We start from the raw sequence: 11657 nt of genomic DNA on the forward strand, positions 1-11657 counted from the left end.
CAGCGAAGTCACCCCGCCTGGGTTAATTACTTGTAACTGGTAAGATCCACCAATGTGAATTATAGTCTGCGCATCATCGTTCAATGGACTGAAAATGCACATGATTCCGGTTAATATTCATACTCTTAGTCGCTATGCGGCCCATGTCAGTTTGACCCACACAATGAAAAACCATCGATCGCCCGCCCTCTCCGTGATGATGATCTTCTCCGATTTATGTATCCGTTCAACCCTGGATTCCTACCGGGATCAGGGCTGGGAAATTAGCGAGAAGCGTAGCGGGCTGGTGCTGCGAAGCTTTGTTGCCACCCATCGGGGCGGGAAGGCTATCGAAATCACCCCCAGGGACTACATGGGTCGATATAACCGCTTACTTGCGCTGTAAGCGTCGGCGAACGAACAGCCAACTGGAGAAAGTGGCGATAAAAAGATACCATGTTTCATTATCCGCCATACAGCGCATGAATATGCCGGGAAGCGCCTGAAAGAGCACCATATCCTCAGGTTTTTGATAAATATCAATCCGTAACCCCCTTTGCAGCATCACGATCGGCAGCCCCATACTTTCGTGCGCGTTGTCCGTTTATTCAGGGGGATGGCGGATTAAAACGCCGGGTGATTTTACGAGGTATACTCGACGTAGCGGCGTGACAGGCATGCGAACCGACGCCGTCGCCGTGATAGTGTCCCTGTGAGCGTTGAAGGTGATGGAATATGTCATTCAATATTAATAAGATGGAGCACTGCTCCGTCATCATAAAAACATTATGCGCCTGAAAATATCTTCTCTTCTCGCAGTAGCGTCGCTGCTGTGCGGGCAGGCTCTTGCCGCGCCCACGCTGCCCGCGAATGCCGATATTCGCGATAGCGGCTTTGTTTACTGCGTAAGCGGCCAGGTTAATACTTTTAACCCGCAGAAAGTCAGCAGCGGTCTGATTGTCGACACCTTAGCCGCCCAGCTATACGATCGCCTGCTGGATGTCGATCCCTATACCTACCGTCTGGTCCCAGAACTGGCCGAAAGTTGGGAAGTACTGGATAACGGCGCGACTTACCGCTTTCATCTGCGTAGCCACGTCCCTTTCCAGTCGACATCCTGGTTTAAACCCACCCGCGCCTTTAACGCTGACGATGTGATTTTCACCTTCAGTCGTATTTTTAACCGCGACGATCCGTGGCACAGCGTCAACGGCAGCAGCTTCCCCTATTTCGACAGTTTACAGTTCGCCGACAGCGTAGAAAGCGTGCGCAAGCTGGACAGCCAGACCGTCGAATTTCGCCTGAAGTATCCGGATGCTTCGTTCCTCTGGCACCTGGCGACCCACTATGCGTCGGTCATGTCTGCAGAATACGGCGCAAAGTTAACCAAAGCCGATCGTCCGGAACAGCTTGACCGTCAGCCGGTTGGTACCGGCCCGTTCCAGCTTGAAGAGTATCGCGCCGGGCAGTACGTGCGCCTGCAGCGTCACCCGGACTACTGGCGCGGCAAACCGCTGATGCCGCAGGTGGTGATCGACCTCGGTTCCGGCGGCACCGGCCGCCTGTCGAAACTGCTCACCGGGGAGTGCGACGTTCTGGCCTGGCCTGCCGCCAGCCAGTTGACCATTTTACGCGACGATCCCCGTCTGCGTCTGACCCTGCGCCCGGGAATGAATATCGCCTGGCTGGCGTTCAATACCGCCCGGCCACCGCTGGATAAACCGGAAGTGCGCCATGCGCTGGCGCTGGCTATCAATAACCAACGCCTGATGCAGTCTATTTACTACGGGACGGCGGAAACCGCCGCCTCGATGTTGCCGCGCGCTTCGTGGGCCTACGATAACGACGCTAAAATTACCGAATACAACCCGAAAGAAGCCCGCGAGCGCCTCAAAGCGCTGGGGCTGGAGAATCTGACGCTTAAGCTCTGGGTGCCCACCAGCTCACAGGCCTGGAACCCCAGCCCGCTGAAGACCGCCGAGCTGATTCAGGCGGACATGGCGCAAATTGGCGTGAAGGTGATTATTGTGCCGGTCGAAGGCCGTTTCCAGGAAGCCAGGCTGATGGACATGAACCACGATCTGACGCTCTCCGGCTGGGCCACGGACAGCAACGACCCGGATAGTTTTTTCCGCCCGCTGCTGAGCTGTGCGGCCATTGCCTCACAGACCAACTTCGCCCACTGGTGCAATCGCGAATTTGACGAAGTGTTGCAAAAGGCCCTGCGCTCCCAGCAACTGGCGTCGCGCATTGAAGCCTATAAAGAGGCGCAGCATATCCTCGCTCGTGAGCTGCCGGTGCTGCCGCTGGCTTCATCGCTGCGTCTGCAGGCGTATCGCTATGATATGAAAGGTCTGATACTGAGTCCGTTTGGCAACGCCTCCTTTGCGGGGGTCTCGCGGGAGAAAAAAGACGAGGTGAAAAAACCATGATTATTTTTACCCTGCGCCGCCTGCTGCTACTGCTGGTCACGCTCTTTTTCCTGACCTTCGTCGGCTTCAGTCTGAGCTATTTTACCCCCCACGCCCCGCTGCAGGGTGCCTCGCTGTGGAACGCCTGGCAGTTCTGGTTCGGCGGGCTGCTGCACGGGGACTTCGGTGTCTCCAGCATTAACGGTCAGCTGATTTCCGAACAGCTGAAAGAGGTTTTCCCGGCCACCATGGAGCTGTGTATCCTCGCGTTTGGCTTCGCGCTGCTGGTGGGTATCCCCGTCGGTATGCTGGCGGGGATTATGCGCAACAAGTGGCCCGATACGCTGATCAGCGCCCTGGCGCTGCTTGGTTTCTCGATTCCCGTGTTCTGGCTGGCGCTGCTGCTGACGCTCTTTTTCTCTCTGACTCTCGGCTGGTTCCCGGTCTCCGGGCGTTTCGACCTGCTGTACGAGGTGAAGACGGTCACCGGTTTTGCGCTGATTGACGCCTGGCTCTCCGACTCGCCGTGGCGCCATGAAATGATCGTCAGCGCCGTACGCCATATGGTGCTGCCGGTGCTGACGCTGGCAGTCGCCCCCACCACCGAAGTGATCCGCCTGATGCGCATCAGCACCAGCGAAGTGTTTGATGCCAACTACGTGAAGGCCGCCGCCACCCGCGGCGTCTCGCGGCGTACGATTTTGCTCCGCCACGTTCTGCACAACGCCCTGCCGCCGGTTATCCCTCGCCTCGGGCTACAGTTTTCGACCATGCTGACTCTGGCGATGATTACCGAGATGGTCTTCAGCTGGCCGGGACTCGGCCGCTGGTTGATTAATGCTATCCGCCAGCAGGATTATGCCGCCATCTCGGCTGGCGTCATGGTCATTGGCGCGCTGGTGATTACCGTCAACGTGATATCCGATATTTTAGGGGCGATGGCTAACCCGCTGAAGCATAAGGAATGGTATGCCCTGCGCTAGCAGGGATAAAAAACATTAATTCAATATAAATCAATTTGATATAAAATTTCGTCATCAAATTTTACTGATTGTGGTCCGCCAAAACGTCCGCATCGGCCCTTTCCGTTTGCCCCGGCAATCCATGTTTTGATAGCGACTGCCGGGGCTATCATTGACACCCTATATCCGCCATTGTATAAAACTCCGCTTCAGTAATGAGTTACATTTGCATTAAAAATAGAACCTGGATTTTCAAAAATAATTTTAATGAAGGATAGCGTTTAATGAAAAAGGTCATCTGCGCGTTAGGTATGGTGTTTGCGTCGGTCAGTTCCGCTCTGGCAACCACATATCCTCTGACCATTGAAAACTGCGGGTATAAAGAAATATTTACCAAACCACCTGAACGCGTCGTAGCGCTGGGGCAAAACACCGTTGAAATTTTACTCCTGCTGGGCCTGCAGGATAAGGTGATCGCCAGTGCATTTTGGCCGACCAAAGTCTTGCCGCAACTGGCTGAACAGAATGCAAAAATCAAAACGCTGACGGTTGAAATTCCAACCCTCGAATCCGTTCTGGCGCAAAATCCAGATTTCGTTCCCGCTCAGTCGCCGCTGTTACTGGGGCCGGAAAGTAAGGTCGCGAAGCGTGAAGATCTGGTGACTCTTGGTGTGAATAGCTATGTGTCTCCAGGCATGTGCGCAACAAAAAAAGCCTCTGGCGATATGTATGGCAGCCGTCAGAAGCTATGGGATATGACGTATCTCTATAAAGAAATTGAAGATTTCGCCAAAATTTTTAACGTTGAAGATCGTGGCCAGGCGGTTATTGCCGACCTCAAAAAACGTGAAGCGGAACTACGCCAGGAGTTCGGTAAAAACAAAAAAGATCTCTCTTTTGTTTTTTGGTTCTCAAGCTCTTCTCCTTCTGCTGATGCCTATGTTGGCGGTAAAAACAGCGCATCCGGATTTATCGCCAGCGTACTGGGGGGACATAACGCCATTACTTCTGAGACCGAATGGCCGACCGTGGGCTGGGAAAGCATTATTGCCACGAATCCCGATGTGATTGTGGTTTCCAGCCTGGATCGTAACCGCTGGGCGCTTGATAACGCGGAGGAAAAAATCAAATTCCTCAAGAGCGATCCGGCCGTCAGCCAGCTGGATGCAGTGAAAAAAGGCCATATCGTGGTGATGGACGGTCAGGCAATGAACCCGACCATCAGAACAATCTACGGTGCTGAACAGGTCGCCGCGCAGCTCAGAAAACTGGGGCTGAACTGATGTCGATCGCCGTTCTTCAGTCGCGACGGGGAATGCTCCAGCCCCTCGTCGGATTGTTCGCCATTGTACTGTTATTCCTGGTCATAGCCCTTAGTGTCAGCGTGGGTGAGCTTTCGATCCCGCTGCAAAACGTCTTTTATGCCATCAGCAATAAAATGGGGTGGAGTAACGTTCCGCTCAGCCGCATCTATGAAAGCGTGATTTGGGACTTTCGTCTGAGCCGCGCGCTGGTGGCTGCATGCTGTGGCGCCGGGTTGGCTATTTGCGGCGCCGTTTTGCAAAGCCTGCTAAAGAATGCGCTGGCTGAGCCTTACGTGCTTGGCGTCTCCGCAGGTGCGTCAACGGGGGCGGTTTCTGTGGTCGTACTGGGAATCGGTACCGGGGCGATATCTCTTTCTGCTGGTGCATTTGCCGGGGCGTTTGCCGCCTTCGCCTTTGTCGCCTTCCTGACCAACGGCGCGCGCGGCGGTAATGAACGCACCATTCTGGCAGGGGTTGCCGCCTCCCAGCTCTTCAATGCGATTACCGCTTATACCATCAGCACCTCTGCCAGCGCGCAGCAGGCGCGTGATGTGATGTTCTGGCTGCTGGGCAGCTTTAGCGGCGTGCGGTGGCCTGAATTCCAGCTGGTGCTGGTGGTAGTGCTGGCTGGACTGGCCGTTTGCCTCTACTATTCCCGGGCGCTGGATGCCTTTACTTTCGGTGATGATGCCGCCGCGTCACTGGGCATTGCCGTGCCCTGGGTGCGGCTGGTTCTCTTCACTGTTACCGCCCTCATCACCGCGACCATCGTCAGTATGGCGGGCTCTATCGGCTTTGTTGGCCTGGTGGTTCCCCATATGATGCGTTTCTTCTTTGGTCCCCTGCACCGTACGCTGCTAATTGCCAGCGCCCTGGCAGGCGCGATCCTGATGGTACTGGCCGATATTGCTTCGCGCTTGCTGATCGCGCCGCAAAGCCTTCCTGTCGGCGTGGTGACTGCGCTGGTCGGTGTGCCTTTCTTTGCCGTGATTATCTACCGCTCAAGGAATAAGTAATGAGTATCTCCGCTGACAATATTACCTGGAAGGTAGGCAAAAAAGTCATCGTCAATGGTGTCTCGCTGGACGTTTCTCGCGGCGAGACCGTGGGGCTTCTCGGCCCTAATGGCTGCGGCAAATCCTCACTTCTGCGTATCCTTGCGGGACTGCGTCGCCCGGATAGTGGTTGCGTGAAGCTCGACGGGCAAGACATTTCCCGCGTGGGCAAAAAGCAGTTTGCCCGCCGGGTGGCCTTTGTTGAACAACACGGCATGACCGATGCCAATATGCGCGTTCGCGACGTGGTAAAACTTGGGCGTATTCCGCATCACTCTCCTTTTTCGAACTGGAGTACGCACGATGACGAGACCGTCACCGCCGCCCTGCAAAGAGTGGACATGCTGGAAAAAAGCGATCAGGGCTGGCTGAGTCTCTCCGGCGGGGAACGCCAGCGGGTACATATTGCTCGCGCACTGGCGCAGACTCCCAGCGAGATCCTGCTGGATGAGCCGACCAACCATCTGGACATCCACCATCAGATGCAGTTAATGCAATTGATTAGTGAGTTACCCGTCACCAGTATTGTGGCCATCCACGATCTCAACCATGCTGCGATGTTCTGTGATGCGTTGATCGTGATGCAGGCAGGACAGATCATCGCTAGCGGGACGCCGCAGGACATTCTGTCCGAAGAACTTCTCTGGGAAGTGTTCCGGGTGAAAACGAAAATTGAGACCTCGCGCTTTCATGGCAAGCAGCACATTCATTTTATTGTTTAGGTTCAGGTAGCATGTCTCTTTTCTCTCTGCGTCCTGTCACAACGCTTCGGCCGCCCGTTTTACTGGGCAGCCAGTTTATTTTCAACATTGGCTTTTATGCGGTCGTCCCTTTCCTGGCCATCTTTTTACGCGACGAGATGCTGCTCTCCGGCGGAGTTATCGGGCTGGTTCTCGGACTGCGCACCTTCTCACAGCAAGGGATGTTTATCATCGGCGGCGCACTCTCTGACCGCTATGGAGCGAAGGTCGTTATCCTGTGCGGCTGCATGATTCGTATTGCGGGTTATCTGTTGCTGGCATGCGGGCAATCCCTGTGGTCCATCATTCTGGGCGCATGTCTTACCGGCATCGGCGGAGCACTGTTTTCCCCGTCTATTGAAGCGCTACTGGCAAAAGCAGGGACACAAAGCGAAACAAACGGCAAGCGTAGCCGCGCGGAGTGGTTTGCGCTTTTTGCCGTGTGCGGTGAACTCGGCGCCGTGCTAGGCCCGGTTGCAGGTGCACTGTTGACGGGGCTCGGCTTTCGCCAGGTTGCGCTCGCAGGCGCTGGCGTCTTTGTCGTCGCCTTAGTTGTGCTGTACTTCTGCCTCCCTGCCCCTCATGACAGCAAACGGGCGTTAAAAATACTTCCCTGGTGGACGACATTCCGCCAGCCGCGTTTCGTCGCCTTTATCATTGCCTACAGCTCGTGGCTTTTGAGCTACAACCAGCTTTATCTGGCGCTACCGGTGGAGATTCAGCGCTCAGGAGGCAGCGAGAAAGATCTCGGCCCACTTTTTATGCTGGCCTCTCTCCTGATTATTACCTTCCAGCTTCCGCTTGCGCGCTTCGCTCGACGAGTGGGGGCGGTTAAAATTTTACCGGTTGGTTTTTTGCTGCTCTCCGCCGCTTTTGTGAGCGTGGCTATGTTCGCGGCGACGCAACCGGCGGAAGGTTGGTTGCGGTTAATCCCTTCAGTATGTCTTGTGACGCTGTTAACGCTGGGGCAGATGCTGCTGGTCCCCTCGGCAAAAGATCTGATCCCATTGTTTGCCGACGAGTCGACGCTTGGTGCGCACTATGGCGCGCTAGCCACCGCCGGAGGTTTCGCGGTGCTGATGGGTAATTTGTTGTTTGGCCCGTTGCTGGATGAGGCACTTGTACCCTCCGTCCGGGCCATCTATCCGTGGCTACTGCTGGCGCTGTTTCCCTTGTGTAGCGCCGTTGCTCTGGCTGTCATTTGTCGTCCGCTACAAAAGCCGCTCACAACCTGACTCTCTTACGGCTCTGAAAGCGTTGCAACCGGAGCCGGATAAGGGATCTGTCGGATTAAGCGCGTTTGTGAAGGCGGAGTGTGATTGATATAAAAAAAGCCCCGCCACGGCGAGGCAGATCTTTCTCTGATATTAAACGAATCACCGCGATAAAAAATCGTCAATTCCAGACGTCTTTCAGGCTTTGGTTTATGCGCGAGTGGCAATGATGATGGAAGAGGCTTTGATCAATGCAATCACACGAACACCAATAGCCAACTGCAACTCTTCACAGCTTTCATTGGTGATGACGGACACAATTTCAAACCCCGCATCCGTTTTTACATGCACTGTGGCATTCACCGCACCTGGCGTGACCTTACTAATCTCACCAGCAAACTGATTACGCGCTGAAAATTTCAGCCCACAGTCTTCGGTTGCCAGTGTGACCCAGGGCGCCTTAATCAGCGCAATGACGTCTTTCCCCGGCTCGAGGCTCAGTGCGGCTTTACTGCTTGATGTGACAATGGCAACCAGTTTAGCGCCATCTTTCAGGGTTAATTCAACTTCATCGTTAACGGCACCGCGTTCAGTCGCGCTGACCGTACCAACCAGCTGGTTTCTAGCCGAAATTGCCATATAGTAGCCTCCAGGTGAGATGAGAGAATGTGTTATATCAAGTTAAACCATCCTCATCCATACCCACTTTCTTATAATGGTTTTTCGCCACTTTCAAAACAGCCATCAGAACGTGATGGCGATGTACCTTCTCCAGTTTGCGCAATCACAGACAGACGAAGAATATCTGGCTTAGCTGGCAGAAGAAGCAGATCGTGACATGACCTATGAACCCGAACCAATTGGACGTTACAACGTTGCCAGGTACTCGCGTACTGCACCTGAGTGAACGATGAACAATTGCACCTCGATCCGGTTCATTGGGGTTACGCGCCGGAGGGGGGAAGTAGCCAGCACTCATTAACGCCCGCATTGAAACTACCGCGGCAAGCCGGATGTTGAAACCCCTTTGGCAATATGGCCGGGCAATTTGCTTTGCTGACGGCAGGGATGAATGAAACAGGGCGGGATCATTCACAGAAAAGACGAACAACCTATTTTTATGGCGGCAATCGGCAGCGTACCGTTCGAATGCCGGGATGAATCCGAGGGCTTTTTGCTGGTGACCACTGCAGCCGTTCAGGACCTGCCAGACATTGACGACCGCTAGTCAGACGTCCAGGTTGCGCAAGCACGTGTGAATGGATGAGGCAGGCTCTCGGGGGAGTAAAGGCGGGAGAAATCGCCACCTACGGTACGGTGTCAGAGGACCATTTCATCTGGCGCCCTGTATCCCGTGCTGTTGGCAACGTGAAAAATCACGGAGCAGATCTCATTATAAGGGCTGGCGTGGCGTTAATCCGCGAGCTTCGTTTCATGGCAACGTCCCCCTTGATGAAGGAGAGTCTTGCATCGACCCGTTCAACTCACCGCCAGAAGAGTACATACCTGATACTACGATGCCATCATCAACATGACGTATGTCTTATCTTGCTGTCTGTCACCTTCTTTTAGCTTCACTGGTCGCATTCATCGTGCCGGCAGTCATGCTCCAAAAGAGGATAGTCCGTTACCCGCATCTGTGATTCAGGGAAGCCGAAGATGGCTGACGAGATAATCAATCAGTACTCGCTGGGCCAGCGGCATTTTTTTGTGTGACAGGTAGACTGCGCTGACCTCCAGCCTGTCAAGCTCATACTCCGGCAGCAGCGTAACCAGCCTGCCCGTCATAAGCTCATGCTCCACGGCGAAAAGCGGCAGTATGGCTATTCCCGCCCCAATCTTCGTCGCCTTCAGCAGGATGGCCGCCTCGTTGGTGCTGACGCTGCCCGTGACCGGCAGGCTGACCACGTCATTATCTTTATGAAACCGCCACACGCTCTGCCCGAAATAGGTATAGGTCAGACAGTTATGGTTTTTCAGATCGCTCAGGCCGCCGGGCGCGCCGTGTTTATCCAGATAGACTTTGCTGGCGCACAGCACTGAGGAGCAGTGGCCGAGGTTACGGGCGTACAGGTTAGGTGCAATCGAGCTGGAAACCCGGATGGCAAGGTCAATGCCTTCTTCTGCGAGGTCAACGGTCCTGTCCGCAACCTGCAGATCAACCTGAATCTCCGGATAGGCGGCCAGAAAGTCGATAATCAGGTCCGTCAGGCAGAACTCCGCAAAGATGGAGTTGGAGGTTATCTTCAGCTTACCTCTGGGCGCGGACACGATGCCAGGGTCCAGCGCCGCCAGCCCGTCTGTCAACGCCAGGATATCGTGGCACAGCAGTAATGCCTGCTCTCCGGGTACCGTCAGGCTTAACCGTCGGGTCGTCCGGTGCAGGAGGCGCGACCCCGTCCACTCCTCCATGAGGGCGATATAGCGCGACGCCATGGCCCGTGACAGGCCCAGATGTTCGGCCGCCGCCGAAATACTGCCCCGTTTAACCGTCTCAGAAAAGACCTGCAGTGCCGTAAACCTGTCCATTCGCTCACCTCATGCAACAATGTGTCTACTGTATGCCTGTTTTTCGGATTGCGGAATCCAAATATGATGGACGCAACTGATTTACGGAGATGGCAACGTGCATATCGACAAGCTGCAGTACATTTTTGACCCGCTTTGCGGCTGGTGCTACGCCAGCGCGCCAGCGCTGGATTATCTGTCCCGACACTACGGCGACCGCCTGGAGCTGATGCCCTGCGGCCTGTTCAGCGGCGACGGCGCCCGCCAGATTACGTCGCTGTGGGCCGGGCACGCCTGGAGCAACGACCAACGCATCGCGTCGCTGACCGGTCAGCCGTTCAGTGAGGCTTATCACCGGCTCCTGCTCTCTGGCGGCAGCTTTGACTCAACGTACATGAACCGCGCGCTGACCGCCTTTCAGCACGTCGGTGCGGCCGCCGAAGCGGGCCTGCTTCACGCCTTGCAGCATGCCCGCTACGTGGATGGCCAGGACACCTCACGCAGCGACGTGGTGGCGGATATCAGCACGGCATGGGCGCAGGAGCACGGCACTGACGGCGGCGCTGAGCTGGCGGACAGGCTTGAGGCTGACGATGGACTGCGCAGTCTCTCCGACTTGCGCACTGCCCGGGTACAGCGTCTCATGAGCGAAAAAGGCGTCAGGGGCGTGCCCCTGCTGCTGGCAACCGCTGACGATGCTGAGCACGTCATCAGCGGCCATGCTCTGTACGGCGGGATGCAAAGCATCAGCGCAGCGCTGGCAGAGCTACCATCACTGACATAACCAATACGGATTATCACAACCGAGGAAACTGACATGGCAAAAGTAGCAATCGTATTCTTCAGTGGTTACGGACACACGGCAAAGCAGGCGGAAGCCGTTGAGCAAGGTGCGCGCAGCGTGGCCGGAACCGACGTCACCGTTCTGCGTATTGATGAAAACGGCGACCTGCCGGAGGACAGTTTTGAGCTGCTGGCTCAGCAGGACGCAGTGATTTACGGATCCCCGACCTACATGGGTGGCCCGGCGTGGCAGTTCAAAAAGTTTGCCGACGCCTCGTCAAAGCTATGGGTAAAACAGGCGCTTAAGGACACCGTGGCGGCTGGCTTCACTAACTCTGCCTCCGTGAACGGCGATAAGTTTTCCACCATCCAGTACCAGTGGACGCTATCCCAGCAGCACAGCCAGGTCTGGGTCGGACTGGGTCAGCTACCCGCCAACACCAAGGCTAGCGGTCCGCAGGACGTCAACTGGACTGCCGGCTTTGCCGGCGCACTGGCCATATCCCCGTCCGACGCATCGCCGGATGAGGCTCCTCGCAGCGGCGACCTGGAGACGGCAAGGCTGCTGGGGCAGCGCGTAGCGGAAACCGCCGCCCGTCTCAGAGGCTGATACCCGGCTTATCTGACCAGAATGGCGCTTTCCCGCTCCGGGAAAGCGCTGATTAAATGTGGCGTCAGCAGACACCCGACTGACGGACGAA

12 protein-coding genes and 1 pseudogene are annotated in these 11657 nt (G+C 55.6%); 10 read left to right on the forward strand and 3 right to left on the reverse strand.

What is annotated here, in order from left to right:
* Window positions 1-163: 163 nt before the first annotated feature.
* Window positions 164-385, forward strand: coding sequence for a hypothetical protein (locus tag CWM52_RS09570; RefSeq protein ID WP_227521277.1), 222 nt, complete (start codon window positions 164-166; stop codon window positions 383-385).
* Here the strand turns inward: CWM52_RS09570 and CWM52_RS09575 are convergent.
* Window positions 371-562 (reverse strand): hypothetical protein, encoded by a 192-nt coding sequence (locus tag CWM52_RS09575; protein WP_100683890.1) that lies wholly within the window; start codon window positions 560-562, stop codon window positions 371-373. The two genes, CWM52_RS09570 and CWM52_RS09575, sit on opposite strands and share 15 nt — an antisense overlap.
* A gap of 205 nt (window positions 563-767) precedes the next feature.
* Here CWM52_RS09575 and sapA point away from each other — a divergent pair, with 205 nt between their 5' ends.
* The 6 genes from sapA to CWM52_RS09605 all read left to right on the forward strand — a co-directional run bounded on the left by sapA (window position 768) and on the right by CWM52_RS09605 (window position 7686).
* Window positions 768-2411 (forward strand): ABC transporter substrate-binding protein SapA, encoded by a 1644-nt coding sequence (gene sapA / locus CWM52_RS09580; protein ID WP_100683891.1) that lies wholly within the window; start codon window positions 768-770, stop codon window positions 2409-2411.
* Window positions 2408-3373 carry a putrescine export ABC transporter permease SapB gene (gene sapB / locus CWM52_RS09585; RefSeq protein WP_100683892.1) on the forward strand — a complete coding sequence of 322 codons (966 nt, stop codon included), beginning with the start codon at window positions 2408-2410 and terminating at the stop codon, window positions 3371-3373. The genes sapA and sapB overlap by 4 nt, the downstream gene beginning before the upstream one ends.
* Window positions 3374-3636: 263 nt before the next feature.
* A complete protein-coding gene (locus CWM52_RS09590; protein ID WP_100683893.1) occupies window positions 3637-4635 on the forward strand; it encodes an ABC transporter substrate-binding protein in 999 nt (332 codons plus the stop codon).
* The gene (locus CWM52_RS09595) at window positions 4635-5672 is read left to right on the forward strand and encodes a FecCD family ABC transporter permease (protein WP_100683894.1); all 1038 of its coding nucleotides are present in this window, start codon (window positions 4635-4637) and stop codon (window positions 5670-5672) included. The genes CWM52_RS09590 and CWM52_RS09595 overlap by 1 nt, the downstream gene beginning before the upstream one ends.
* Window positions 5672-6433, forward strand: coding sequence for an ABC transporter ATP-binding protein (locus CWM52_RS09600; protein WP_100683895.1), 762 nt, complete (start codon window positions 5672-5674; stop codon window positions 6431-6433). Before CWM52_RS09595 ends, CWM52_RS09600 begins: the two co-directional genes overlap by 1 nt.
* Before the next feature lie 11 nt (window positions 6434-6444).
* A complete protein-coding gene (locus CWM52_RS09605; RefSeq protein WP_100683896.1) occupies window positions 6445-7686 on the forward strand; it encodes an MDR family MFS transporter in 1242 nt (413 codons plus the stop codon).
* 189 nt (window positions 7687-7875) lie between these two features.
* Here the strand turns inward: CWM52_RS09605 and CWM52_RS09610 are convergent, their stop codons facing one another.
* Window positions 7876-8304, reverse strand: coding sequence for a TOBE domain-containing protein (locus tag CWM52_RS09610; protein WP_100683897.1), 429 nt, complete (start codon window positions 8302-8304; stop codon window positions 7876-7878).
* A 175-nt stretch (window positions 8305-8479) separates the two neighbouring features.
* Here CWM52_RS09610 and CWM52_RS26480 point away from each other — a divergent pair.
* A pseudogene (locus CWM52_RS26480) lies at window positions 8480-9060 on the forward strand (SOS response-associated peptidase family protein); the annotation flags it as partial.
* Window positions 9061-9309: 249 nt separating this feature from the next.
* On the opposite strand, the gene CWM52_RS09625 reads toward CWM52_RS26480, so the two are convergent.
* Complete coding sequence (locus CWM52_RS09625) at window positions 9310-10194, reverse strand: LysR family transcriptional regulator (protein WP_100683898.1); 885 nt, start codon at window positions 10192-10194, stop codon at window positions 9310-9312.
* A gap of 97 nt (window positions 10195-10291) precedes the next feature.
* On the opposite strand from CWM52_RS09625, the gene CWM52_RS09630 reads away from it, so the two are divergent.
* Together CWM52_RS09630 and CWM52_RS09635 are read left to right on the forward strand one after the other, a co-directional pair.
* Complete coding sequence (locus CWM52_RS09630; RefSeq protein WP_100683899.1) at window positions 10292-10957, forward strand: DsbA family protein; 666 nt, start codon at window positions 10292-10294, stop codon at window positions 10955-10957.
* Between the two features lie 33 nt (window positions 10958-10990).
* Complete coding sequence (locus tag CWM52_RS09635; RefSeq protein ID WP_100683900.1) at window positions 10991-11566, forward strand: flavodoxin family protein; 576 nt, start codon at window positions 10991-10993, stop codon at window positions 11564-11566.
* Window positions 11567-11657 lie beyond the last annotated feature (91 nt).

Source organism: Raoultella sp. T31 (assembly GCF_002806725.1).
Lineage (GTDB): Bacteria > Pseudomonadota > Gammaproteobacteria > Enterobacterales > Enterobacteriaceae > Klebsiella > Klebsiella electrica.

Bases quoted from the DNA above. Each gene is read 5' to 3' on its own strand.
- CWM52_RS09570 (WP_227521277.1), top strand. From the start codon at position 164: ATGAAAAACCATCGATCGCCCGCCCTCTCCGTGATGATGATCTTCTCC.
- CWM52_RS09575 (WP_100683890.1), bottom strand. From the start codon at position 562: ATGGGGCTGCCGATCGTGATGCTGCAAAGGGGGTTACGGATTGATATT.
- sapA (WP_100683891.1), top strand. From the start codon at position 768: ATGCGCCTGAAAATATCTTCTCTTCTCGCAGTAGCGTCGCTGCTGTGC.
- sapB (WP_100683892.1), top strand. From the start codon at position 2,408: ATGATTATTTTTACCCTGCGCCGCCTGCTGCTACTGCTGGTCACGCTC.
- CWM52_RS09590 (WP_100683893.1), top strand. From the start codon at position 3,637: ATGAAAAAGGTCATCTGCGCGTTAGGTATGGTGTTTGCGTCGGTCAGT.
- CWM52_RS09595 (WP_100683894.1), top strand. From the start codon at position 4,635: ATGTCGATCGCCGTTCTTCAGTCGCGACGGGGAATGCTCCAGCCCCTC.
- CWM52_RS09600 (WP_100683895.1), top strand. From the start codon at position 5,672: ATGAGTATCTCCGCTGACAATATTACCTGGAAGGTAGGCAAAAAAGTC.
- CWM52_RS09605 (WP_100683896.1), top strand. From the start codon at position 6,445: ATGTCTCTTTTCTCTCTGCGTCCTGTCACAACGCTTCGGCCGCCCGTT.
- CWM52_RS09610 (WP_100683897.1), bottom strand. From the start codon at position 8,304: ATGGCAATTTCGGCTAGAAACCAGCTGGTTGGTACGGTCAGCGCGACT.
- CWM52_RS09625 (WP_100683898.1), bottom strand. From the start codon at position 10,194: ATGGACAGGTTTACGGCACTGCAGGTCTTTTCTGAGACGGTTAAACGG.
- CWM52_RS09635 (WP_100683900.1), top strand. From the start codon at position 10,991: ATGGCAAAAGTAGCAATCGTATTCTTCAGTGGTTACGGACACACGGCA.